This is a genomic window from Bacillus aerolatus (assembly GCF_009183655.1).
In the GTDB taxonomy this organism is placed as follows: Bacteria; Bacillota; Bacilli; order Bacillales; family Domibacillaceae; genus Pseudobacillus; species Pseudobacillus aerolatus.
Genome location: NZ_WEIO01000002.1, coordinates 46,333 through 70,787 on the forward strand (window position 1 = coordinate 46,333; position 24,455 = coordinate 70,787).

Annotated in this window: 21 protein-coding genes and 1 riboswitch; of the genes, 16 read left to right on the plus strand and 5 right to left on the minus strand. The window is 42.8% G+C overall.

All coding sequences use genetic code 11. The annotated features are described in order from the left end of the window. Positions 1 to 109: 109 nt before the first annotated feature. The gene (locus F9802_RS03840) at positions 110 to 877 is read left to right on the plus strand and encodes an IclR family transcriptional regulator (protein WP_152149840.1); all 768 of its coding nucleotides are present in this window, start codon (positions 110 to 112) and stop codon (positions 875 to 877) included. A gap of 47 nt (positions 878 to 924) precedes the next feature. After that, entirely contained in the window at positions 925 to 1,533 is a 609-nt protein-coding gene (locus F9802_RS03845) for a class I SAM-dependent methyltransferase (RefSeq protein ID WP_152149841.1), read from the plus strand. Between the two features lie 50 nt (positions 1,534 to 1,583). On the opposite strand, the gene F9802_RS03850 is transcribed toward F9802_RS03845, so the two are convergent. Beyond that, positions 1,584 to 2,840 (minus strand): NAD(P)-dependent malic enzyme, encoded by a 1,257-nt coding sequence (locus F9802_RS03850; protein WP_152149842.1) that lies wholly within the window; start codon positions 2,838 to 2,840, stop codon positions 1,584 to 1,586. 240 nt (positions 2,841 to 3,080) lie between these two features. Between F9802_RS03850 and F9802_RS03855 the strand changes: the two genes are divergently transcribed. The 5 genes from F9802_RS03855 (at position 3,081) to metC (ending at position 8,175) form a co-directional block, all read left to right on the plus strand. Further along, positions 3,081 to 3,866, plus strand: coding sequence for an ABC transporter ATP-binding protein (locus F9802_RS03855; RefSeq protein WP_152149843.1), 786 nt, complete (start codon positions 3,081 to 3,083; stop codon positions 3,864 to 3,866). Continuing rightward, positions 3,850 to 4,608, plus strand: coding sequence for an ABC transporter permease (locus tag F9802_RS03860; RefSeq protein WP_152149844.1), 759 nt, complete (start codon positions 3,850 to 3,852; stop codon positions 4,606 to 4,608). Before F9802_RS03855 ends, F9802_RS03860 begins: the two co-directional genes overlap by 17 nt. A gap of 26 nt (positions 4,609 to 4,634) precedes the next feature. Further along, positions 4,635 to 5,636: an aliphatic sulfonate ABC transporter substrate-binding protein gene (locus tag F9802_RS03865; protein WP_152149845.1), complete on the plus strand. Its 1,002-nt coding sequence runs from the start codon at positions 4,635 to 4,637 to the stop codon at positions 5,634 to 5,636. Between the two features lie 69 nt (positions 5,637 to 5,705). After that, a riboswitch (SAM riboswitch) is annotated at positions 5,706 to 5,808 on the plus strand. A gap of 84 nt (positions 5,809 to 5,892) precedes the next feature. Continuing rightward, on the plus strand, positions 5,893 to 6,999 hold the full coding sequence (locus tag F9802_RS03870) for a methionine biosynthesis PLP-dependent protein (RefSeq protein ID WP_152149846.1): 1,107 nt from the start codon (positions 5,893 to 5,895) through the stop codon (positions 6,997 to 6,999). A gap of 6 nt (positions 7,000 to 7,005) precedes the next feature. Continuing rightward, positions 7,006 to 8,175 carry a cystathionine beta-lyase gene (gene metC / locus F9802_RS03875; protein ID WP_152149847.1) on the plus strand — a complete coding sequence of 390 codons (1,170 nt, stop codon included), beginning with the start codon at positions 7,006 to 7,008 and terminating at the stop codon, positions 8,173 to 8,175. A 51-nt stretch (positions 8,176 to 8,226) separates the two neighbouring features. Here metC and F9802_RS03880 read toward each other — a convergent pair whose 3' ends face one another. From F9802_RS03880 to F9802_RS03890, 3 genes are all read right to left on the minus strand, one after another. Further along, positions 8,227 to 8,487: a GlsB/YeaQ/YmgE family stress response membrane protein gene (locus tag F9802_RS03880; RefSeq protein ID WP_152149848.1), complete on the minus strand. Its 261-nt coding sequence runs from the start codon at positions 8,485 to 8,487 to the stop codon at positions 8,227 to 8,229. 260 nt (positions 8,488 to 8,747) lie between these two features. Continuing rightward, positions 8,748 to 9,806: an aromatic acid exporter family protein gene (locus F9802_RS03885; RefSeq protein WP_191991756.1), complete on the minus strand. Its 1,059-nt coding sequence runs from the start codon at positions 9,804 to 9,806 to the stop codon at positions 8,748 to 8,750. 141 nt (positions 9,807 to 9,947) lie between these two features. Continuing rightward, the gene (locus tag F9802_RS03890) at positions 9,948 to 11,165 is read right to left on the minus strand and encodes a NupC/NupG family nucleoside CNT transporter (protein ID WP_152149850.1); all 1,218 of its coding nucleotides are present in this window, start codon (positions 11,163 to 11,165) and stop codon (positions 9,948 to 9,950) included. Between the two features lie 154 nt (positions 11,166 to 11,319). Here F9802_RS03890 and F9802_RS03895 point away from each other — a divergent pair, with 154 nt between their 5' ends. The 9 genes from F9802_RS03895 (at position 11,320) to F9802_RS03935 (ending at position 22,503) form a co-directional block, all read left to right on the plus strand. Further along, positions 11,320 to 11,562 carry a YueH family protein gene (locus F9802_RS03895; protein WP_152149851.1) on the plus strand — a complete coding sequence of 81 codons (243 nt, stop codon included), beginning with the start codon at positions 11,320 to 11,322 and terminating at the stop codon, positions 11,560 to 11,562. A gap of 91 nt (positions 11,563 to 11,653) precedes the next feature. Beyond that, entirely contained in the window at positions 11,654 to 13,243 is a 1,590-nt protein-coding gene (locus F9802_RS03900) for a peptide chain release factor 3 (RefSeq protein WP_152149852.1), read from the plus strand. A 419-nt stretch (positions 13,244 to 13,662) separates the two neighbouring features. Further along, the gene (gene nhaC / locus F9802_RS03905; protein WP_152149853.1) at positions 13,663 to 15,042 is read left to right on the plus strand and encodes a Na+/H+ antiporter NhaC; all 1,380 of its coding nucleotides are present in this window, start codon (positions 13,663 to 13,665) and stop codon (positions 15,040 to 15,042) included. A gap of 203 nt (positions 15,043 to 15,245) precedes the next feature. Beyond that, entirely contained in the window at positions 15,246 to 18,314 is a 3,069-nt protein-coding gene (locus F9802_RS03910; RefSeq protein WP_152149854.1) for an efflux RND transporter permease subunit, read from the plus strand. A 279-nt stretch (positions 18,315 to 18,593) separates the two neighbouring features. After that, positions 18,594 to 19,376, plus strand: a complete 783-nt coding sequence (locus F9802_RS03915) for a TerC family protein (protein WP_152149855.1) — start codon at positions 18,594 to 18,596, stop codon at positions 19,374 to 19,376. Positions 19,377 to 19,805: 429 nt separating this feature from the next. Continuing rightward, positions 19,806 to 20,591, plus strand: a complete 786-nt coding sequence (locus F9802_RS03920; protein ID WP_152149856.1) for an extracellular solute-binding protein — start codon at positions 19,806 to 19,808, stop codon at positions 20,589 to 20,591. A gap of 22 nt (positions 20,592 to 20,613) precedes the next feature. After that, positions 20,614 to 21,099: a COG4315 family predicted lipoprotein gene (locus F9802_RS03925; RefSeq protein WP_152149857.1), complete on the plus strand. Its 486-nt coding sequence runs from the start codon at positions 20,614 to 20,616 to the stop codon at positions 21,097 to 21,099. A 102-nt stretch (positions 21,100 to 21,201) separates the two neighbouring features. Beyond that, entirely contained in the window at positions 21,202 to 21,756 is a 555-nt protein-coding gene (locus F9802_RS03930) for an RNA polymerase sigma factor (protein WP_152149858.1), read from the plus strand. Further along, the gene (locus F9802_RS03935) at positions 21,757 to 22,503 is read left to right on the plus strand and encodes an anti-sigma factor (RefSeq protein ID WP_152149859.1); all 747 of its coding nucleotides are present in this window, start codon (positions 21,757 to 21,759) and stop codon (positions 22,501 to 22,503) included. It abuts the gene before it with no gap. Positions 22,504 to 22,698: 195 nt separating this feature from the next. Here the strand turns inward: F9802_RS03935 and F9802_RS03940 are convergent, their stop codons facing one another. Further along, the gene (locus F9802_RS03940; RefSeq protein WP_152149860.1) at positions 22,699 to 24,450 is read right to left on the minus strand and encodes a B12-binding domain-containing radical SAM protein; all 1,752 of its coding nucleotides are present in this window, start codon (positions 24,448 to 24,450) and stop codon (positions 22,699 to 22,701) included. Between the last annotated feature and the right edge of the window lie 5 nt (positions 24,451 to 24,455).

Here is a 24,455-nt window from a genome sequence, read left to right on the forward strand (position 1 = left end):
ATAAATAAGAGATAATTAGAAAAGGCTGGCCAGTTGGAGGCCAGCCTTTTTGATGAAGAAATCACCTGTACAGTAACTGAATTACTTTTTGCAGAAAGGAGCCTGTCTATTGGAAAGAGACAACGTAGTGAAGTCGGTTGCACGGGCACTTGATGTAATCCGAATTGTCAGTGCTTCCAAGAAAGGGCTTGGTGTAACCGAAATTGCCAAACAGATGGATATAAATAAAAGCTCTGTGTTTCGTATATTGGCCACGCTCAGCCAGTATGGTTATATCGAACAGCATGAAGAAACAGGGAGATACCGGCTCGGCTATATGTTTCTCGATATTAGTTCAAAGCTGCTCGATTCGCTTGATGTCCGGACAGAAGCACGGCCTATACTGAAAGAACTTGAAAACGAAACGAATGAAGTCGTGCATCTTGTCGTTTACGACGAGGGAGAAGTTGTCTATATTGAAAAACTTGACGGCAATGAAGCACTGCGCATGCATTCAAAAGTCGGCAAGCGGGCACCGGTGCACTGTACTTCAGTCGGTAAAGCCATTACCTCTCATTTGCCGGCGACAGACGTGCTGGATATTATTGAACGAAAAGGGCTGCCGGCGCATACTTCTCACACGATTACGGAAAAAGACGCATTTTTAAAAGAACTGGCAGAAGTGAAGAGAAAGGGTTATGCGTTAGATTTAGAAGAAAATGAAAATGGCATTCGCTGTATTGCCGCCCCCGTTTTTGACCATGCCGGCAATGTTGCTGCGGCAGTCAGTATATCTGGGCCGACGCTGCGAATGTCAGATGAAAGATTGGAAGTTTTAAGTGAGCGAATGATTCAAGCAGGCCAGATGATTTCCAAACGGATTGGTTTCAATGGCTGATTAACTAGTTAGAAGAAGAGACATGTCGATAAAAGAGGAGCAAAAAGATGAAGTATACAGGAGAGCGAGTGCTGCCGGATACAATGAATCCGATGAACGGCATGTTGCTTGAACATATTGCCCGCTACCAGTTTGCTATTTACTATTCAAAAGGCCGCGTGCTCGATATTGCCAGCGGAAGCGGCTTCGGCACTCAGCTGATTGCCAAAGCAGCAAAAAGCAGGCTTCAGGAAGTAGTCGGTGTTGACATTGACCAGGAAGCAACAGATTACGCGAACGGCCGTTATTATCACCCGCTCGTAACATATAAAACGGCTGACGCAGCTGACCCGTTTCTTCCCGAAACACTTGGCAAGTTTGATGCGATTTTCAGCTTTGAAACGATTGAGCACATCTCCGGTGAAATTTCTTTTCTCCGCAATTTATTTGCGATGCTAAAACCAGGGGGTACACTCGTTATTTCCACTCCGTTCGGCCTTGGCCGCGGGCAGCCGACAACAGAACCTTTTCATGTTCATCAGCTGACGGAAAAAGAATTTTTTAGCTTATTCGACGGCTATAATCATATAGAGCGCTATTATCAGCGCGGCGTTCTCATTGAACCTGGGCGTCCGGGAAGACATTACCCGATCGGCATCGCCGTCTGTATCAAATGAAATGTCCTGCCTGAAAGGGAAAAACCTTTCAGGCAGGGCATTTTTTCAAGTTAAAAGACGACTTCGGCAGGCTTTACTTGGATAGCCGAGAGCTGATACGTTTTGTTGCGCAAGGAGTCAATGTCGATGTGTTGGCGGGCAACTCCTGACTCGATGGCGGCACGGGCGACAGCGGCGGCAACTTCAGGAGCGACTCGGGCATCAAAAGAAGAAGGGATAATGTAGTCTTCTGACAATTCAAAATCAGAAACGAGAGAAGCGATCGCATAGGCAGCAGCTACTTTCATTTCTTCATTAATATCTGAGGCGCGTGTATCGAGTGCTCCTCTAAAAATGCCAGGAAAAGCAAGAACATTATTTACCTGGTTAGGAAAATCTGATCGGCCAGTGCCAATCACTTTTACACCGGATGCTTTCGCTTCATCAGGAGTGATTTCTGGATCGGGGTTAGCCATGGCGAACACGATTGGGTCCCTTTTCATCGTGTGAATCATTTCTGGTGTAAGTACTCCCGGAGCGGAAACACCGATAAAGACATCGCTGTTTTTCACCACTTCTTCAAGGTTTCCTTCTGTCCGGTTGGCGTTGGTGAATGAAGCGACTTCATCCTTTATAGAATTCATTCCGAACGGACGCCCTTCATAGATGGCACCTCTCGTATCGCACATAATGATTTCTTTCGCACCGAAATTGTTCAACAGTTTGGCAATGGCAATGCCGGCCGCACCTGCTCCATTGATCACAATTTTAATCCCGGCAAATGTCTTGTTCACGAGTTTAAGGGAGTTAATCAAACCGGCAAGCGTTACGATAGCTGTACCGTGCTGGTCATCATGAAAAACAGGAATATCTAGTTCTTCTTTTAAGCGCTGTTCAATTAAAAAGCAATTAGGAGCTTTTATATCTTCAAGGTTTATTCCTCCAAAAGAGGATGTTAACAATTTGACGGTTTTAATTACTTCTTCTGGATCCTTCGTATCAAGACAGATAGGAAAAGCATCTACGCCGGCAAAATTTTTCAAAAGGATCGCTTTGCCTTCCATTACCGGTAAAGAAGCGTCGGCTCCGATGTCTCCGAGACCTAATACGGAAGTACCGTCAGAGACTACGGCAACAGTGTTGGCTTTCATCGTATATTCGTAAAGTTTTTCGCGGTTCGCTTGAATTTCCAGGCAAGGCTCAGCAACTCCCGGCGAATAAACCAAACTTAAATCTTTTAAGTTTTTTACGCTTAATTTAGCTGTTGTTTCTAACTTTCCTTGATGGCTCCGATGAATTTCTAATGCTTCTTCTTTTAAATTTTTCATGTTTTTCCTCTTCTCCTCTTATTAAGCTAGTGATCGTTTTTTTTATGTTTGTTCAAAGAAGTAATGTTTTCTATTCTATAATACGAAGAAAAGATAATCAACTTAGTTTTCAGAACATTAACATAATTTTAAACTTTTTGTTAAAAATTTTCGTAAACAATTGACTTTAAAAACATACAGTATATAATACTAATAAATCCGATTAATTAAATGCGATTAATTAAAGAAGCAGGTGATAAAATGTTTTTACACATTGACCATATAAATAAACAATTTACAAACAACAAAGTAGTCAACGATGTATTGGTTGACATAAATTTAACGATTCGAGAAGGAGAATTTGTCTCTATCTTAGGTCCTTCCGGCTGCGGAAAATCAACATTGCTATCTATGGTGGCAGGTTTGAGTGAAGCTTCTTCCGGTGAAATCAAACTGGAAGGCAAAACGATTAAAAAGCCGGGCAAAGACCGGGGAATGGTTTTTCAGCAAGCCGCCTTGTTTCCATGGCTGAATGTGGAGGAAAATGTCATGTTTCCTTTAAGGAAAGAAATGAAAAAGAAAGAAGCAAAACAAACGGCGCGTAAATTTTTACAAATGGTCCAGCTTTCCAACTATGCCGCCCATTACCCGCATGAATTATCAGGCGGCATGCAGCAACGTGTAGCCATTGCGAGGGCGCTCGCGATGAATCCGAAAATGCTGCTCATGGATGAGCCGTTTGGCGCGCTGGATGAGCAGACACGGGCCAGAATGCACGCAGAACTTGAAAAAATTTGGATCGAGACGAAAAAAACGATTTTATTTGTGACTCACAGCATCTCAGAATCCATTAAGCTGTCTGACCGGATCATCGTGATGGGAACGCAGCCGGGGACAATTATCGCTGATATTAAGGTTGACCTTCCGAGACCGCGAAGGTTTGATCAAAAAGAAGCGATTCATCTTGAGAAAAAAATAAACTTACTTTTGAAAAATGAAATTGACAAAGTCGTAAAAGAGGAATTGTCTTATGCAGCGAATCATTAAACAATTGGTATTCTTTATTATCTTGTTAGTTGCTTGGGAAGGGCTCGTCCGGGCAGGCGGGTGGACACCTGATGTTATGCCGAAGCCGACAGATGTATGGCAGGCTCTCGTTCGCGGCTTTGGAGACAAAACACTAATTTACGATTTAGTGGCCAGCTTCCAGCGTTTATTTATTGGCCTTTTGATTTCTTTAATGTTGGGAATAGGGCTTGGCATTTTGCTTGCCAAGTCAAAAACGGCAGACGAAACGCTCGGTTCACTCATCCTAGCTCTGCAAAGCGTGCCAAGTATTGTCTGGCTGCCGCTGGCAATTATGTGGTTTGGACTAAATGAAAAAGCGGTCATTTTTATCGTTGTTTTAGGTGGCACGCTCGTCATGACGATCAATATGCGAATGGGCATAAAAAACGTTTCTCCGCTGTATATTCGGGCTGCACAAACAATGGGGTCGCGGGGACTGGATTTATTTTTGAAAGTCATCTTTCCGGCAGCTGTTCCTTACGCAGTTACAGGAGTCAGGCTTGCTTGGGCATTTGCCTGGCGGGCATTAATGGCGGGAGAAATTTTAAGCACGGGACCGGGTCTTGGCTACACGTTAAAATACGCATCAGATTTTGGCGACATGAGCCTCGTTATCGCAGTGATGATTTTAATTGGAGTGATTGGAACGGCCGTAGACTATGCGTTCTTTCAACGAGTAGAAAAAAATGTGATGCGGCGCTGGGGTCTTGAATCGAGTTAAACACATAGTTAAATGGGGGAGAGAACATGAAAAAGAAATTAGGGTATTTTAGTTTTATTCTACTTTTGCTGGCTGGTGTACTTGCTGGGTGCAGCTCATCGGAAGAAGGAAAAGGAGAAGGCAAAAAGAAAGTCGTCATCGGCTACTTCCCGAATCTTGACCATGTTCCTGCGATGGTTGCGAAAGAAAAAGGCTATTACGAAGAAGCATTGGGTGAAGATGTAGATGTGGAATATAAATCATTCCCGGATGGCGGGGCATTCATGGTCGCGTTGAAAACAGGAGACGTCCATGCGGGTCTTGTTGGACCGGGTCCGGTGATGAATAACTTTACGAACGGGGCCGATGTGAAAATTGTCGCCGGCGGTTCTTCCGGTGGGACAGTGATCGTAGCGCGTAACGGAAGCGGCATTGAGTCAGTTGCAGATTTTGCAGGCAAAACATTTATTACTCCGGGCGTTGGGTGCACACATGACGTTCAAATGGAAACATTCATAAAAGACTTCGGAATCGAATCCAACCGTATTGGCGGCAACTTAAAGCATACAACTGGAAAGCCAGCTCAATATGCAGGATTGTTTGAATCAGGCAAAGTAGATCTTGCAGCTGTTCCTGAGCCTTGGGGATCTCTGCTTGTGAAAGAAGAAGGGGCAAAAATCATTGTCGACAGCGATGAAATTTCATTCGGCACGTCATTGCCAAACTCTGTGCTGGCGACGAGTGGCAAATTAGTGAAAGAGGATCCGGAGCTTGTTCAAAAAATAGTGGATGCTCATCAAAAAGCGATCGACTTTATTAATGAAAACCCCGAAGAAGCGAAAGAATTAACAATTGCTTCTATTAAGAAAGATACGAAACAAGAATTGGCAAAAGACGTGGTAGACAGCGCGTGGAAACGAATTACGTATACGTCAGAAGTAAATGAAGAAGTCATGCAGGAATTCGCCAATTCTTCTTATGATTTAAAATTTTTAAAGACACAGCCGGATTTTACAGCGTTAATTGATAAACAATTCACAAAAAAGTAAAGTATTTAAAAAACTCTTGTCATTTCGATCTTTTTACTGTACAGTTAAAAAAAGTCACAATTTTATAGGTTCTTATCAAGAGAAGCGGAGGGACTGGCCCGAAGATGCTTCAGCAACCGGCTGTGTAAAGTCAAGGTGCTAATTCCAGCGGGTCAAACCCGAAAGATGAGGAGAAGATCATTTAAAAAAGCCTTCTTCCGAGAAGGCTTTTATTTATTTTAAAAATAGGAAAGTGTACATAGAAGGAGAGAGAAAATTGACAAAGAATCATATTGACACGCTGTTAGCACAAATTGGAAACCGCAGTGAAGAAGCAACGGGTACGGTGAATGCACCTGTTTATTTCTCCACAGCCTACCGCCATGAAGGCATTGGCCGATCTACTGGGTATGATTATACGCGGACAGGAAACCCGACACGTCAAATCGTGGAACAGGCGATTGCCGACTTAGAAGGCGGAGACGCCGGTTTTGCTTTTTCTTCAGGCATGGCAGCGATCCAAACCATTCTTGCGCTGGCACAACCGGGTGATGAGTGGATCGCCTCTACCGATTTATATGGGGGTACATACCGGCTGTTTGAAAAAGGGTGGAAAAAATTTGGCTTGTCGTTTGTATACGACAGCTTCCAAGATATAAACGAAACGAAAAAGAAAGTGACAGAAAAAACGAAAGTGATCTTTTTGGAAACGCCGACAAACCCGCTCATGCAGGAAGTGGATATAGAAGCCGTGGCTGCTTTTGCGAAAGAACACGACTTGCTTTTAATCGTTGATAATACATTTTACACACCGCTTTTGCAGCGGCCGCTCACACAAGGTGCTGATCTCGTCATCCACAGCGCTACAAAATATCTTGGCGGTCACAACGATGTGCTGGCTGGCCTTATAGCTGTGAAAGGAGAACAGCTTGCCCGCGAGGTAGGCGAAATGCAAAATGCGGCCGGAGCTGTGCTGTCACCGCTTGACTCCTGGCTGTTGATGCGCGGCATGAAGACGTTGAGCCTGCGCATGAAACAGCACGAACAAAATGCAAAACAAATTTCTGAATTTCTCCGATGTTGTCCGGAAATTACTGATGTCCTTTATCCGGGCCGGGGCGGTATGCTTTCTTTCCGTCTAGAGTCAGAAAATTGGGTCGATGTTTTTTTACAAAATTTAAAACTGATCACATTTGCTGAAAGCCTTGGAGGCGTTGAAAGTTTCATTACTTATCCGGCGACCCAAACACATATGGACGTACCTGAAGAAATCCGGATTCAGAACGGCGTCTGCAACCGTCTGCTTCGTTTTTCAGTAGGAATTGAACATGCAGAAGATTTAATAGCTGATTTATCTCAGGCATTTAAAAAAATGAAGGAGTGAAAATATATGAGTGGAAATTATTCTTTTCAAACAAAACTATTGCATAACCGCCACAAATTTGATGAAGGAACCGGTGCGGTAAGTGTGCCGATCCAGCATGCTTCTACGTTCCATCAAAAAGAATTTGACAAGTTTGGCAGCTACGATTACAGCCGTTCAGGGAACCCAACGAGAGAAGCACTAGAAGAGGCCATTGCTGAACTGGAAGGAGGCACTAGAGGGTTCGCTTTTTCATCCGGTATGGCCGCGATCTCTACAGCCTTTCTTCTTTTGTCCAAAGGAGACCATGTGTTAATTACAGAAGATGTGTACGGGGGAACGTACCGGATGGTTACTTCTGTATTGAACCGTTTTGGCATTGACCACACGTTTGTGGACATGACTAATTTGCATGAAGTCGCTTTAAATATTAAAGACAATACGAAGTTGATTTATATGGAAACACCATCTAATCCTTTATTGAAAGTGACAGATATTCAAGGGGTTGTCAAACTGGCAAAAGCGAACAACTGTCTTACTTTTGTCGACAACACGTTTTTAACGCCTGCTCTTCAGCGTCCACTTGAACTTGGCGTGGATGTTGTTCTTCACAGCGCGACTAAATTCTTATCCGGGCACAGCGACGTGCTGGCTGGACTGGCGGTTACAAAAGATGAGGAATTGGGCAATCGTTTATATGCTTTGCAAAATTCATTTGGGGCAGTTCTCGGAGTCCAAGATGCATGGCTCGTCTTGCGAGGGCTGAAAACTCTCCATGTTCGTCTTGAGCAATCTTCAAAATCAGCGAAAACGTTAGCTGATTTTTTACAAAAACATGATCTTGTCGAAAAAGTATATTATCCGGGATTAACCGACCACCCGGGCTATGCAGTTCATTCTTATCAGACAGATGGCCCCGGAGCTGTTCTTTCCTTTGAACTGAAAAATGAAGAAGCTGTCCGGCAATTCGTCAACCGGGTGAAAATTCCAGTGTTTGCTGTTAGTCTTGGAGCGGTAGAATCGATCTTGTCGTATCCGGCTAAGATGTCCCATGCCGCCATGCCGCGAGAAGAAAGGTACAAAAGAGGAATTACAGACGGCTTATTAAGGTTATCTGTCGGTCTTGAATCAGTTGATGATTTGATCGCAGATTTTACCGAAGCTCTGCAAGCAGTAGAACAATCTGTTTTCATTTAAACAGCAAAAACCGGAAAGATGAATCTTTCCGGTTTTTCGATTACTATGGACTTAGTGGGCACGGTCGCGGTTCATACTCTTCATAATAAAGCTGACGATAAAGACAAGAATAAGCGCTCCGATTAAAGCAGGGATAATGGCTATGCCGCCAAGGTCAGGACCCCAGTCTCCAAAAAGTGCGCCGCCGACCCAAGCACCAATAATACCAGCAATAATGTTTCCGATGACGCCGCCTGGGATGTCTTTACCTAAAATTAGTCCGGCTAACCAGCCGATGATTCCTCCGACAATTAAAAACATAATAAATCCCATGTTTTGTTTCCTCCTTACTTTTTTTTGTTCTTCCGTGCTTGGTTTATTTATTCCCGAATCAGCTCATATAAAACACAAAAAGTCAATTAAATTAAAAATTAACTTTTCTGATAAAGGTTTAAAATTGAACAACATGGAGAGCGGTTCAGCTCTCCATGTTTATTACTATTTCCTTATTAAAAATTCATATTCCTCTTCAAATGCTTTAATTACCGGGCACAATTCGCTTACTTCATTTATTTGCCGCTAATTTCAGCAGACTATTGCCTGTAGTCAAATAAAGGCGGCGAAAATTGTTTTTGGCGGAAAGTTGAATGTGCCTGCAGCTCTTCTACTAATTCAAAAATAGCGAGCACTTCGTACAAAAGGGATATTTCAATGGTAAAAAGCCTGTTCATTTCGCCGTATTCTTCTTCTTCATTAGCTTTGGCATACCAAAATTGTTCCATAATCGGCTGCATAGTGGCGTGCAGTGTACGGTCAAACTTGCCATCAGGATCTTCAATATAAGCAGCAAGGGAGAGAGAAGATTGTAAAATCAGTTTTTTTTGCTGCTCCTTCCAAGTGAGTGGTCCAGACGGAATGGCAATTAAGTTGCCGAGATGAAAATGTATGTGTCTTAACGTTTCCAGTTTTTTAAGATCGAAATGAACTTTTCGCATCTCTTCACGGGTAAAACGGCGGTAGCGCCATTCTCCGCGCTGGAAGTGGCAAAGCGTCTCTGTTTTTTCGAATGTGCGCTGGTCTTCCTGATAAGCGGACTCCAATGGCTTGACATCTTTTTCCTCCAAAAGACCACCGACCACGTCAGTTAATAGACGGGCAGTTCTTGTCTGAAGGAGGACAACTTTTTTTGAAATCTCCACTGAATAATCAGGAGGCATAATAAATAAATTAACGAGTGTGGAAACGACGAGTCCGATGCTTGTCGTTCCGAGCCGCGTGAAAAAAGTGCGGATGAAGTGGTCATCAACGACATCGATCATAGCTACCGCTGATAAAGTAGCGACGAGTAACCCGGCATCGAGTTTTAGTTTTGAGCAGGTAAGGATTGTCAACATGGCTGCTAATGTAAAAGTGATAGCTCCCTGGCCGAATAAATATGTAAACAGCACAGCATAAGCGGCACCGATCGCGGAAGCGGGAAAGCGGATCAGTCCTTTTTTTATGGATGCGGCTGCTGTTGGTTCAATCGTAACAATAGCAGTAATGACGGCGAAAACGGGTGACCAGCCGAATGCCTCACAAATAAGAGCTGTAATTAAGACAGCGGCGCCTGTTTTAAGAATGCGGCCGCCGAGAAATTGAAAAAGATGCATAAAGACCACCTGTATTTGTTCATTCATATAGTACAATCAAGTATAGCATACAAACAATGCAGTTTTGCCGGAAATACAGCCATCACATAAGGAGTAGCAATGAAAAAAGAACTGTCCAGTCTGGACAGTTCTTTTTTCATATTAAATTAACATGCCGGCAATGGCAGCGCTTAACAAGGAAGCAAGTGCGCCTGCAATCACCGATCTAATGCCTAGACGGGCAATGTCAGCCCTGCGGTCAGGGGCAAGGCTGCCGAGACCTCCTAAAAGAATGCCGAGGGAAGAAATATTGGCAAAACCGCATAAAGCAAAGCTTAAAATGGCTACTGTTTTTTCTGACAGGTTTGGAATTTCCGGAGCAAAATTAGAGTATGCTACAAATTCGTTAATAACGAGTTTTTGCCCGATATAATTACCAGCTTGAATCGCTTCTTCCCATGGAGTGCCGATGGCGAATGCAAGTGGGGCAAACACATAGCCTAAAATCAGTTCGAGTGATAAATTCTCTGCACCGAACCAGCTGCCGACGAGTCCGAGTATGCCGTTTAGCATCGCTATAAGTGCAATGAAGGCAAGAAGCATCGCTCCAATATTTAATGCTAGCTGTAAGCCGACACCTGCGCCTCTGGCTGCTGCATCAATGACGTTCGCTGATTCGTCATCCGCTTCCATTTTAAATTCTTCGGGTTCAGAAGCAGTGTCTGTTTCCGGAACGAACAGCTTTGCCATCACGAGTCCCGCGGGTGCGGCCATGAAGCTGGCAGCAAGCAAATATTCAAGCGGTACGCCAAGCAGCGAGTAGCCGACTAATACAGCCCCGGCCACGGAAGCGAGACCCCCAGTCATGACTGCAAACAGCTCCGATTCGCTCATCTTATTAAGATAAGGGCGGATAACGAGCGGTGCTTCTGTCTGACCTACGAAAATATTGGCAGCTGCCGACATAGACTCCGCTTTTCTCGTACCGAGCAGCTTAGATAGAGCGCCACCGATAATTTTGATGAAAAATTGCATCACATTTAAATAATAAAGAACGGAAATTAAAGAAGAAAAGAAAATAACGACTAGCAAGACATTGAAAGCGAACACAAATGTAACGTTCGATTCTTTCGTGTAAAGTCCGCCAAATAAAAAGTCAATCCCAGTTCTGGAATAATCAATAATGGCATTGACAACCATTGTGAGATTCTGTAGTTGTTCTTTGCCCCAGTCCCACTTCAGAACGATAAAAGCAAACAATAACTGAATAGCTAAACCGCCAAGAACGGTGCGCCAGTTGATTTTCTTTCTGTTCGCAGAAAAAATGTATCCTATCCCGAGGACAACCAGTATACCGCCTAAACCCCAAAGATAATTCATACGATTCACCTCTCCATATTTCTTTTCCATGCTCACAAGTGTATAGTTTATAATGAAATAATTAGATAAACAAGAAAACAGTTTATTCAATCAAATGACGTTCTGCAACAGGACGTCCTATGTAAGTTATAGTCTTAATTAAGGGTGGTTAAACGTGAAAATTAGAAAAACATATTTACAGGATGAAGAAGTAAAAGTATTTATATACGAAAATAAAAAGGAAGAAACGTTCGTTATTGCGGTTCCATTTGTGGAATGGTCGATTTCATTTACGTATGACGAAGCAGGAGAGACATTGATCGAACGTCTCATATCCTCATTGAGCCATTCTCGTCTTAATAGTGAGACGGCAGCTGAAATGGCACAAAGGATTTATCAATGGACGCGTGAAATGTAATAGACGCTGGCTGCTTTTTCCGTTATATTAATTTATTGTAGAAAAAGATAACAGATGAACGGATTTTAATTTTGAAAGGATTGGCTGCCTTATGGCTTCATTAAAAGAAGAGGTTCTTTCTAGAAGAACATTTGCAATTATCTCTCACCCGGATGCGGGAAAAACGACTATGACTGAAAAATTGCTTTTATTCGGCGGAGCGATCCGCGATGCAGGAACGGTAAAAGGGAAGAAAACAGGAAAATTTGCTACGTCTGACTGGATGGAAATTGAAAAACAAAGGGGCATTTCCGTCACATCTTCTGTTATGCAATTCCACTACGACGGGTACCACGTTAATATTCTTGATACACCGGGCCATGAAGACTTCAGTGAAGATACGTACCGGACGTTAATGGCCGTTGACAGCGCCGTGATGATCGTTGATGCAGCAAAAGGGATTGAAGCGCAGACGAAGAAGTTATTTCAAGTGTGCAAAATGAGAGGAATTCCTATTTTTACTTTTATTAATAAATTGGACCGCCAAGCAAAGCCGCCGCTCGAGTTGCTGGCCGAGCTTGAAGAGGTTCTCGGCATCGAGTCATATCCGATGAACTGGCCGATTGGGATGGGTAAAGAGTTTTTTGGCATTTATGACCGCTTTAATAAGCGGGTGGAACAGTTCCGGGCGGACAAGGAAGAAGACCGCTTTCTTCCATTAAACGAAAAAGGGGAACTGGCTGTCGATCATGAGATTAAGAAATCATCTTTATATGATCAAACACTGGAAGAAACTATGCTGCTTGAAGAAGCGGGCAATGAGTTTTCCGAAGAAAGGATTGCCGCTGGAGAGTTGACGCCTGTGTTTTTCGGGAGTGCGCTGACAAATTTCGGCGTGCAGACATTTTTAGAAACATACTTGCAATTTGCTCCTTCACCTCAAGCGAGGCAGTCTGACCAAGGGGAAGTAGATCCTGCCAGTGAACAGTTTTCAGGGTTCATTTTCAAAATACAGGCGAATATGAATCCTGCTCACCGCGACCGCATCGCCTTTTTCCGGATTTGTTCAGGGAGGTTTGAAAGAGGGATGAGTGTGACGCTGACAAGAACAGGAAAGTCATCAAAATTGTCGCAATCTACTCAGTTTTTAGCTGACGACCGCAGCACAGTCAATGAAGCCATTAGCGGTGACATTATCGGTCTATATGATACAGGAAATTATCAAATTGGAGATACGCTCGTTGGCGGAAAACCTTCATTTCAATATGAAAAACTGCCGCAATTTGCTCCGGAACTGTTTGTCAAAGTGTCTGCTAAAAACGTTATGAAACAAAAAAGCTTTCATAAAGGCATTGAACAGCTCGTGCAAGAAGGCGCAATCCAGCTGTACAAAACATTGCATACGGAGAATTATATTCTCGGTGCCGTCGGTCAGCTGCAATTTGAAGTGTTTGTCCACCGGATGAAAGGTGAATACAATTCTGAAGTCGTTATGGAGCCAATGGGGTCCAAAGTTGCCCGCTGGATTGAAAATGAAGAGGCCGTGAAAGAAAGCTTGTCTAACTCCAGAAGCCTGCTCGTGAAAGACCGGCACGGAAAGCTTGTCTTTTTATTTGAAAATGAATTTGCGCTTCGTTGGTTCCAGGATAAAAATGAACAAATTAAGCTCTATCATCCGATGGAACAGGAAGAAGCCCGCTAATTGATCCACTAACTTCCAAAAACCAGCTTGCTATTTGCACAAGCTGGTTTTTTCAATAGGCTGTTTTCTACAAGAGTGTTGTTTTTGTAGTATATTCTTATGATAAAAAGTGTAGCAAAAGGGTTGATTGGAGCGGAAGGTGCGAGACTCCTGCGGGATTAGCGGGACAGGTGAGACCCCGCAGGAGCAAAGCGACGAGGATGCTCACCGCCCGCCCCGCGGAAAGCGAGCATCCTGGAGCGGAAATCAACCAACCCTTTTCTAATAGCAACAAATTTTACGAAAACAGCCTTTCAATAAAATACTTTCTAAAAAGTGATTGACAGTCAAAAGTGAATCGTTAATAATTGATTGTGTTACTTCAACGCACAAAAGCGTTCAAGTGAAAAAGTAACCAACAACATTTGGGGTGGACTTCTATGTTTAAGATTGAATCGAAATTAAAACTATCTTTGCCAACAGCGCTGCTCATAACAGTAATGATTATGGCATTGATCAGCTTTTCTATTATAAAACTGAAATCGGTGCCGCATATTCCGATTCTGCTTTCCATTCTTTTGCTGCTCGCATTCGGAGCGTTTAAAAAGCTTTCATTTAAAACAATGGAAGAAGGGATGCTTGAAGGAGCCAAAAGCGGTATGGGAGCTGTTTTTATTTTCTTTCTTATTGGCGTGCTTATTAGCAGCTGGATTATATCAGGCACGATTCCGACCATGATTTATACAGCGTTTGGACTCGTGACACCTTATTTTTTTTACAGCATTGTGTTTATCGTTACAGCGATTGTTGGTCTCGGTATTGGCAGTTCCTTAACGACTGTCGCCACATTGGGCGTGGCGTTTATCGGCGTGAGCCAGGCGGTGGATGCTTCAGCTGCCATTACAGCCGGAGCGATCGTATCTGGCGCTTTTTTTGGAGATAAGATGTCTCCGTTATCTGATACGACCAACTTGGCGGCATCGATTGTCGGTGTTGATTTATTCACCCATATCCGCAACATGGGCTGGACAACGTTGCCAGCGTTTTTTATTGCACTTGTTTTATTTGCAATGGTCTCACCGGAAGTGGAACAAGCACAATTTCCGAAAGTGGAGACAATTAAAGCCACTCTTCATAACATGAATTTGATTCACTGGTATGCTTGGCTGCCATTGCTGTTGCTCTTTATTTTGTCAGTGAAAAAAGTTTCGCCTATCATCACACTCGCACTCAGTTCAATATTTGGTGTCCTTCTCTCATTTTTTCATTCGGACAGAACGCTGGCAGAAGTATGGGAAATACTATTTTCTGGCTTCACATCAAAGACAGGCAATTCAGAGGTGGATGCTTTGCTGACGAGAGGCGGTATGGACAATATGATGTTTACCATCTCGCTCGTCCTGCTTTCATTAAGTCTCGGCGGCCTGTTATTTTCGCTGGGCGTAGTGCCCCGGCTGTTTGCAGCGATCGAGCAGCATTTAAAAAAAGCCGGCAGTACAGTAGCCGCTGCAGCCGGTTCCGCGATCGGTGTCAACTTTATTATTGGCGAGCAGTATTTATCTATTTTACTTACAGGAGAGGCGTTCCAGCGGCAATTTGAAAAAGTGGGGCTGGCGAGAAAAAATTTATCCAGAACGCTTGAAGATGCAGGGACGGTCATTAACCCACTTGTCCCATGGGGCGTGTGCGGTGTGTTTATTACGAACATGCTCGGTGTATCCACAGTAGAGTATTTGCCGTTTGCATTCTTTTGTCTTTTAAGCCCGGTGCTCACTGTTTTATATGGCATGACAGGCTGGACGTTAACGAAAAAAGAATAGTTGCAAAAAGAGGGGAACGGACGTTTAGTTCTCCTCTTTTTTTATCGTCTAGGAAATGATAGACTTGCGGGCTGTGGATAACTCTGAGAGCTTTGAGTCGGCGCCCAGCAATTCAAAGTTGAACAGCGAATAGTGGTACATTATAGTTAAAAGGGTGAGTTTATACAAAAAGTGAACGAAAACATCTGAAAGGAGACTTATTTTTGAGAATTAGCAATTTTTCCATTAAGAGGCCTGTCTTTACGATTGTTGTTATGTTTTTAGTCATTATTTTAGGCGTGGTCTCTCTGTTAAAAATACCGCTCAAATTAATCCCTGATATAAATCCGCCGATTGCAGTCGTGGTTACGTCCTATGAAGGGGCAAGTCCAATAGAAATTGTCGAAAAGGTAACAAAGCCCTTGGAAGAAAGTTTGTCTACTCTTCCCGGGATAAAAAACATTACTTCAACGACACGAGAAGGCTCTAATTTGATTTTTATGGAGTTTTCCTGGAGTACAAAAATCGATGATATTCAAGCGGATGTACTCCAGCGTATTGATCAGACACCTATTCCGGATGAGGCAAATAAACCGCAGTTTTTGAAATTTGATCCTTCTCAATTTCCGATTATTCAATTGTCCTTGCAGTCGACTAGTAATGAAAAAGAATTACAAAAATTGGCCAGCAAACTGGAAAAAGATTTAACAACAGTGGAAGGAGTGGCCAATGTAAATGTATCCGGCACACTTGACGAAGAAGTCGTCATTGAACTCGATGAGAAGAAACTGGAACAATACAACTTGGCGCAGTCTGATGTTGTGCAGCTTATTCAGGCAAATAACATCTCCCTTCCCGGAAATACAGTTGAATCAGATGGTCTGTCTTTAACGACGAGGATCGTCAGCCAGCTGACAAGTGTGGAGGAAATTAAAAATTTAGTGCTGACGGTTAACCCACTTAACGGAAAGGAAATCACCATTGGCGATATTGCCTCTGTTGAATCAAAAGGAAAAGAAACAGGTCATTTGACGAGAGCTAATGAGAACCCGGCGGTCCTTTTAAGTGTATTGCAGCAGGCTGATGCCAACACGGCAGAAGTGTCCAAGCAATTTCAACAGCAGCTTGACGAGCTGTTGCAGGAAGAGCAGTATAAGAATATCAAGGCTGATATTTTATTTGACCAAGGGGATTATATTCGCCTCGCCATCGGGAATATCGGCAGTTCTTTAATTCTCGGCGGAGCATTTGCCATGCTCGTTTTATTTGCTTTTTTAAGAAATGTAAGAAGTCCGCTCATTATCGGTGTGGCTATTCCTTACTCGGTCATTGTTACGTTTGTGTTAATGTATTTCGCAGACTTTAATTTAAATATTATGACGCTCGGCGCGCTCGCTTTAGGGATCGGTATGCTTGTCGATAATGCCATTGTTGTCATTGAAAACATTTACCGTCACTTATCGATGGGGAAAGATTCCCGGCAGGCGGCCCGCGATGGCGCAAAAGAAGTAGGAGCAGCCATTACAGCCTCCACTTTAACAACTGTTGCTGTCTTTTTACCGGTTGTCTTTATTTCCGGTATTCTTGGACAAATATTTAAAGAATTCGCTTTGACGATTTCTTTTAGTCTCGCTGCTTCGCTCGTCGTCGCCTTAACAGTCATTCCGATGATGGCGAGCCGCTGGTTGAAGCATTCTACGGATTCAGAAGAAAGTAGAAAAGAATCGAATATAATGAAACAATATGAGCGGGCTGTCCGCTGGGCGCTCCGGCACCGTCTGCTCGTGCTTGCGGCTTCTCTTTTACTCCTTATAGGCGGAGGACTTGGTTTAACAACTGTCGGGTCGCAATTTTTGCCGGCAACGGACGAAGGCTTTTTTAACATCCGGCTCGAAGTGGAAAATGGTACGTCTTTAAAAGAAACGGATAAAGTAGTGAAAGCGATCGAAAAAGAACTGGGTAAGGAAAAAGACGTGGATGTTTACGTCAGTCTCGTCGGATCGACTCAGGAAGACTCTTTTAGAGGAACTGGTACCTCCAATATTGCTGAGCTTTATGTCAAGTTGAAGCCGCTGGAAAAAAGAGAGCGTTCTGTTTTTGCTTTCGTTGACGATGTGAAACGAGATGTGGAAAAGGCGGCGCGAACAGTGAACAGCACAGCCGAGGTAACGTTTAATATGCAAACAGCTTCGGGTTCCAGTCCGCAAACCCTTACTTTTAACGTGCGCGATGTGGATACTGAGCGGCTCGATCAGGCAGTAAAAGATGTGGAAGAAGCTGTTTCTGGCATCAACGAGATCACAGAAATATCAACCAACAGAGAGGAAACCGTAAAGGAAGTTCAAATAACTGTCAAACGGGATAAGGCGCTCGAGGCGGGGCTTGCCCCGGCGCAAATTGCTTCTATTGTCAATGATGCGACGAGAGGCGTTCCTGCTACCCAAATTATTAATCGAAATTCAGACGTGCAGACAGTAAATGTGCGCTATGATGAACAAGTGACGAAAAATGTTGAACAGCTGAAAAAACTGCTCGTGAAAACACCAGCAGGCAACTTTCATCAGCTGGATGACTTGGCGGATATTCAAGTTAAAGAAGGACCTGTCGTCATTCAGCGCATCAACCAGCAGGAAGCGGTACAGTTTACAACGAAATACACATCTAATACGAACTTAGGGGATATTTCTGAAAAAGCAGATGAAAAAATCGCTGCCTTACATTTGGCTGATGAAACAACGATTACATTTGGCGGTGACCGTGATTTGCTGGAAAGCTCGATTGACGACATGGTTCTGGCTCTTGTCTTAGCCATCGTCCTAATTTACATTGTTATGGCAGCCCAGTACGAATCATTCAAATATCCGTTTGTTATTATGTTCACCGTTCCGTTAATGGTCGTTGGTGTGGCTTTTGCATTGATGATAACAAGAACACCGATTAGCATACCAGCCGTTATCGGCGTTCTCATACTTGCGGGAATTGTCGTTAATAATGCGATCGTCATTGTGGATTATATTATTCAAAGAAAACGGAGTGGTCTCAACGGTTATGAAGCGATTATTGAATCGGCGAAAGACCGGGCCCGTCCGATTTTAATGACGGCTTTAACGACCATTCTCGGACTTGTACCGTTGGCAATTGGCCTTGGCGGCGGTACGGAAATCAATCAGCCAATGGGAATTACCGTCATCGGCGGCTTGCTGTCGAGTACATTGTTAACTTTATTTGTTATTCCTGTTGTTTACAGCTTTTTTGATAAAGACACGAGAAGAATAAATAAAAAAAGTAAATAGATGAAAAAAATGTTTACAAGCTTCAATAGACACTTTATAATGAATGTATAAACAATTGAATCTTCAATGACGCAAGTCAAAGGGGAGTAGCGTTAGGTATTTTACCTAAAACAAAGTCGTCAATTCATGGGTTATTATAATCCATCGGCTTTGTTGACATGAGTAGAAGCATGTCCAGCAAGACCTTTGCCTATTTTATAGGCAGGGGTCTTTTTTGTTGTTTAAATTTGCTTAGTTTGGTGAAAAATACTAACAGAATTACAGGAGGAGATTTCATTTATGGATTCAATCTGGTTAGAGTATGCTTGGGCATTATTAATCCTAATTGGGTTAGAAGGATTGTTATCGGCTGATAATGCCTTGGTACTAGCAGTTATAGCTAAGCATTTACCCGAAGATCAGAAAAGAAAAGCGATAAATTACGGAATCATTATGGCTTTCTTTTTCCGGTTTGCTGCACTTTTTGCCATTTCTTTTATTGCAAACGTTTGGCAGGTACAAGCGATAGGAGCAGCGTATCTTCTTTACCTAGGCTTAAAGCATGTTATTCAGGCCCGGTTCGGGAAAAAAAATGAGAATATTCGTGAGGAGGTTGAAGAGGAAGCGGAGGTAGCCGCAGGGAAAGGTTTCTGGCCCACAGTAGGGAAAATTGGTTTAGCTGACCTCGCTTTTGCCATTGATTCGATTCTAGCTGCGGTTGCTCTAGCCCTCGGTCTTCCGGATTCACCGCTCGGTGACTTTGGCGGCATGGATGGCGGAAAGTTTATTGTCGTTGTTCTTGGAGGGATTGCTGGCCTTATCTTGATTAAGTATGCGGCAACCTGGTTTGTGCAACTTCTTGATCAACGTCCAGCATTGGAAACAACGGCCTATGCAATTGTTGCCTGGGTCGGTGTCAAACTTACTGTAATTACTCTTGCGCACGAGGATATTGGTGTCTTAGGTCATGATTTTCCACACAGTACCGTTTGGACTCTGATCTTCTATGGGGTATTGGTGGGCATTGCCCTAATCGGCTGGTTTGCACCTGTCAATAAGTCATTAGAGAAAGAGAAACTATAAAAGGCAACAAAGAAAAGAGGAAGGCGATTATAAACAGTGCATACAGCAATAGTAGATTAATCTATCGACCTTCCTCTTCCTTTCACAGCAAATGAATCTTTTTTTGTGTATTTATAAAGCCAGCTTTATTACAACGTGGAAACTCACATTTTGGATTGTACTTGTTGGCATTGCAGTAGGCGGATATTTAGTAGCCAAGAAGAAAGGACCGGTCAGCAATCCGGCAAAATAATTTTAAAGATGCAGCGTGTTGCTGCATCTTTTTGTATGGAATTTTATAAAAGTGAACAACAGCGTTAAAGAGATAAATAAATGAGTAAAAGTAGGTAAAATTTTTTATTTTAAAAAATCAAAATATTCAAACCGTTCTGCTCTTTTTCTCGTTACCTATTATAGATGCACGGAATATTTGAAAGGAGGGGACAAAAATTGAAGAAAAATATATTTATTACTGTGCTGCTTGTTTTAATGCTGTCTTTGTTTGGGCTTGCATCTGCAACAAAATCAACATCCGGCAGCGCGAGTCAAAAGGACAATGATGCAGTAAAAGTATACGGCCCGGGTGGACCTCTCGGACCGATGAAAGAACTGGCGGAACAGTTTACGAAAGAAACGGGGATAAAAGTTGAGGTAACAGCCGGTCCAGAAGAAAAGTGGATCGGACAGGCAAAAAAGGATGCCGATATCATTTACGGTGGTTCAGAGTATATGCTCACTAACTTTACGCTCAATCATCCGGGAATGATTGATAAAAAAACACGGACAGAATTGTATCCGCGTGCTGCAGGCATTTTGGTTAGAAAAGGGAACCCAAAAAATATTCAATCATTGGAGGACTTAACGAAAAAAGGTGTGAAGATTATCGACGTAAATGGTGCCGGCCAGCTTGGACTGTGGGAGGACTTAGCGGGAAGAAAAGGTCTCATTCCCGGTATTGAGCGCAATATCGCACTATCCGTTAAATCAAGTGCAGAGGCGATAGAGCTTTGGAAAGCGAATTCAAAATATGATGCCTGGATTACATATGAATCATGGCATTACAGATTAAAAGACGTGACTGAACTAGTCCAGCTTCCAGAAGAAGACAAGCTGTATAGAGGAACTCCCATCAGTATGACAAGCAAATCTGACAGCAAAAAAGAAGCGAGGAAGTTTATCCAATACTTAAAAACAGAAAAATCTCATCAAGTGTTTCAAAAATGGGGATGGAAATAAATATTAGAGGGAGTGGTTGAAAATGAATAAAAAATTATGGGTGATGTCAATATTAGCTGTTTTATTACTCTTAGCTGCTTGTGGAAAAGCTGAAAATATGTCAAAGGAATCATCGAGTGATGATAAGGAAGCTGTGGAAACCACAGCTAATGAAGAAAAAACGGCAAGCTTAAAATTGCTGAAGAATGAAGCGGCTGGCGAATATCTCGCTGATTCGAAAGGAATGACATTGTACTATTTTAAGAAAGACGAGTCCGAAAAAAGCAATTGCCAAGGGGATTGTTTAGAAAAATGGCCGCCGTATACGGAAAAGCAATTTGATGTTCCGGAAGGGTTTGCGAAAGAAGACTTTGGAACAATCACAAGAGAAGACACAGGAGAAGAGCAAGTTACTTACAAAGGATTCCCACTCTATTATTTTGCCAATGACAAAAAAGAAGGGGATGTAACCGGCCAAGGCGTGAAAGAAGTTTGGTATATTGTAAACAGTGACACAACTTTCCAATAAAGTTTGCCTTTCAGGGACCGGTCACTAAAGTGGCGGTCCCTGTGTTTGATTCATTCGGTAAAGGTTGTCAGCAAACATCAATAGTGAGGAGTGCGGGTATGATTGAAAGAAAAACGGGATGAGGAATTAATGAAGTTAGTGAATAAGAAAGACCGCCGGGCCTTGGAAGAACTTTATGACCGCTACATTAAATTGATTTATAGCTTTGTGTTTAAATTTACAAATGGCAATGCAGAAACAACGAAAGAAATTGTGCAATTAGTTTTTCTCAAGCTTTGGACGACAAAAAGCAGCTATCACTCTTCAAAAGGAAAATTTGTTAATTGGCTTTTGACTGTTACGCGGAATGTGTGTGTTGATTATATCCGAAAAGACAGCATTCATACACAAAATAATCAACAAATGAATCCGCATCTGCCTGTTGAAATCGCAGATCCGGTCGATGAGATTGAGAAGAAGTTGACTTTTAATGAAGTGGCTGCTGCCAAAAGCAAGCTGAGCACATCCCAGAAAAGATTGATCGACTTACTGTACTGGAAAGGCTTTTCTTTAACAGAAATCGCAAAGATGGAAAACGAACCGGTAGGAACGGTAAAAAGCAGACTTCATCAATCTCTTAAACAATTAAAGAAGCACTTAGAAGTGGAGGATTTATAAATGGGCAGAGAATGTGAGAACCTGCTTTCATTTATTGCGGACGAATTAAACGACAATAACAAAAGAAAGTTTGAGAAGCATTTACAGCACTGCACGGAATGTGCGAAGGAGTATGAAATAATGACCGACGCCTGGCATTCTTTATACTTAGATATTGAGGAACAAAAAGTACCTGAATCCTTAAAAGCAGAAGTGATGGACTTTGTCTTCATTGAGGATGAAAAAGATAGAAAGTTGAAATCATCTTTTAACATAAACGAATGGTTCAGCCAGCTTTACAGGCAGTTTTCCCCTATAGCAGCCGCGCTGATAGTTGCTTTAATGGTACTGACGATTGCACTTTCCTTTTCTAATATGCAATTGCGCAATGAGGTAAAAGAAAGCGGGCAAGAAAACATTGTGCCTATCGAGGTGTTGTCAACTTTATCGTTACAAGCAGCTGATCAAACGGAGGGGAACATAAACACAGGTGGCTCAGCCGTCATTTTACAGCAGGGTGAAGCGAAAAGCTTAGTCGTCCAAGTTCGCGATTTGCCGCGCTTGGAAGGATCGGAAGTATATCAAGTATGGCTGTTAAAAAACGGAAAGCGTAAGAATGCTGGTATATTCAAGCCGGATGAAAGCGGGGCAGGGATATTGACATATGAGCTTGCACAAAATCTTCAATTTGATCAAATTGGCATTACTGTAGAGCCCGACCAATATAGTACTGAGCCGAGAGGGAAAAAGATAGTGGGGTCGTCTTGATGATTGAACACGTAAACAAATCTTCAAAAATGAGGCTGATCAATAAGTCAGTAGTTACCGGATTTGCGGGACGGTTTTTATATATAAAACTCTCCTAACTGCTTTAAGAAAAAACAGGGACTACAGAAAAACCCCACAGAAATTAAACTTTTCTGTGGGGTTTCATTTTAGAAGATATCCTGGTGACTTCTCTTGTCAACTAGCACTCGTTGCTGCTTCGCTTTCCATAAAAAAGGCGGAAGGGCGACCGGTTGTTGGTTCAAAGTAAACGAATAAATAATTGTTTTGTTTTATCCACTTGCCATCAACTAATGACAAGGATAGTGGCTCGATCATCGTATGTTTGTACATTTCTTTTTCCGTTAAGCCGAGCTTTGCAAACTCTGTGCCGAGCAGGAGAGGCTGCTGTAAGATTTTCTGGTATAGCAGAGAGCGTTCCTGTTTGTCTAATGCTGGTTCCCACCATGGCTTTCGCGGCTTGTAACGCTGGTTCATTAAATAATCGTATTTCATAATGCTTTCAATCTCTTCGCTCTTATCCGGCTGTTCGGCATGTAAAAATTCTTGGAGACGTTTAAACAAATCTTCTAATTGATGGCCGATTCTTCCCCAGCCCCGCTCATCCCAATAGGTACCAAAAGATTGGAAAAAGTCAAATGGCGTGTTAAAACTGCGGGTAACAACATACTCGATTGTTTCATTCATGCGGTGGTCATTCCAATATTTTTCAAGTACGTCTTCCACTTGCTTAATTTTAACAATCTCGGCAAATGACAGAACGTTATTACTTAAAATTTCATAAGGAGAGTGATCCATATAGACGTAATCATGTTCATTTGCCCGGATACGGAGTCCGGTGCCGCGCAGCATTTTTAAAAAGCCAAGTTGCAATTCTTCCGGCCGCAGGGCAAACACATCATTAAATGTCTGGCGGAAAGAATCGTAATTTTCTTCTGGCAAACCGGCGATTAAATCGAGATGCTGCTCAATTTTGCCGCCATCTTTCACCATCGTGACCGTGCGGACAAGCTTCGGCCAGCTTTGTTTGCGCATGACGAGTTCATTTGTTGCGTCATTTGTTGACTGAACGCCAATTTCAAAGCGGAACAGCCCTTTCGGTGCATTTTTATTGAGAAAGTCAATGACTTCCGGCCGCATAATGTCAGCAGTAATTTCAAATTGGAACACCGTACCAGGTTTGTGTTCGTCTATTAAAAATTGAAACATTTCCATCGCATAGCTGCGGCTGATGTTAAATGTCCGATCCACAAATTTAATCGTTTTGGCACCATGGGCCATTAAATAGCGGATGTCTTCTTTAATAGCTTCGCGGTTAAAATAGCGGACGCCGACTTCAATAGAAGAAAGACAGAATTGGCAGCGGAACGGACAGCCCCGGCTCGTTTCGATATAGGTGACCCGCTTGGATAATTCAGATTTATCTTCTTCAAATCGAAACGGAGAAGGAAGCTCACGTAAATCCAGTTTATTTCGCTGCGGATTAATTTTCGGTTTGCCGTCTTCAAGGTAGCCGATCCCGCTCACTTCGCTCCAGTTCTTCCGGCCGCTGATTTCATCGAGCAGCTGTTTAAACGTTTCTTCTCCTTCGCCGAGCACGATAAAATCAGCTTGAGGAATACGCTCGAGCCAGTAAGGCACGTCATAAGAAACTTCCGGACCGCCAAGAATAATTACTGTTTCAGGTAAAACCTTCTTAATCATTTTTACGACTGCAATTGTTTCTTCGATATTCCAAATGTAGCAGCTGAACCCTAATACGTGAGGCTGCCGTTTATACAAGTCTGTTACGATATTGATCGCAGGGTCTTTTATTGTATATTCAGCAAGTTCCACATGATAGTCCGGTTCAGCAAAAGCTTTTAAATAACGGATGGCTAAGTTTGTATGAATATATTTAGCATTCAATGTGCTGACAACAACATTCATTGGTG

Bases quoted from the DNA above. Each gene is read 5' to 3' on its own strand.
- F9802_RS03845 (WP_152149841.1), top strand. From the start codon at position 925: ATGAAGTATACAGGAGAGCGAGTGCTGCCGGATACAATGAATCCGATG.
- F9802_RS03850 (WP_152149842.1), bottom strand. From the start codon at position 2,840: ATGAAAAATTTAAAAGAAGAAGCATTAGAAATTCATCGGAGCCATCAA.
- F9802_RS03855 (WP_152149843.1), top strand. From the start codon at position 3,081: ATGTTTTTACACATTGACCATATAAATAAACAATTTACAAACAACAAA.
- F9802_RS03860 (WP_152149844.1), top strand. From the start codon at position 3,850: ATGCAGCGAATCATTAAACAATTGGTATTCTTTATTATCTTGTTAGTT.
- F9802_RS03865 (WP_152149845.1), top strand. From the start codon at position 4,635: ATGAAAAAGAAATTAGGGTATTTTAGTTTTATTCTACTTTTGCTGGCT.
- metC (WP_152149847.1), top strand. From the start codon at position 7,006: ATGAGTGGAAATTATTCTTTTCAAACAAAACTATTGCATAACCGCCAC.
- F9802_RS03880 (WP_152149848.1), bottom strand. From the start codon at position 8,487: ATGGGATTTATTATGTTTTTAATTGTCGGAGGAATCATCGGCTGGTTA.
- F9802_RS03885 (WP_191991756.1), bottom strand. From the start codon at position 9,806: ATGCATCTTTTTCAATTTCTCGGCGGCCGCATTCTTAAAACAGGCGCC.
- F9802_RS03890 (WP_152149850.1), bottom strand. From the start codon at position 11,165: ATGAATTATCTTTGGGGTTTAGGCGGTATACTGGTTGTCCTCGGGATA.
- F9802_RS03900 (WP_152149852.1), top strand. From the start codon at position 11,654: ATGGCTTCATTAAAAGAAGAGGTTCTTTCTAGAAGAACATTTGCAATT.
- nhaC (WP_152149853.1), top strand. From the start codon at position 13,663: ATGTTTAAGATTGAATCGAAATTAAAACTATCTTTGCCAACAGCGCTG.
- F9802_RS03915 (WP_152149855.1), top strand. From the start codon at position 18,594: ATGGATTCAATCTGGTTAGAGTATGCTTGGGCATTATTAATCCTAATT.
- F9802_RS03925 (WP_152149857.1), top strand. From the start codon at position 20,614: ATGAATAAAAAATTATGGGTGATGTCAATATTAGCTGTTTTATTACTC.
- F9802_RS03935 (WP_152149859.1), top strand. From the start codon at position 21,757: ATGGGCAGAGAATGTGAGAACCTGCTTTCATTTATTGCGGACGAATTA.
- F9802_RS03940 (WP_152149860.1), bottom strand. From the start codon at position 24,450: ATGAATGTTGTTGTCAGCACATTGAATGCTAAATATATTCATACAAAC.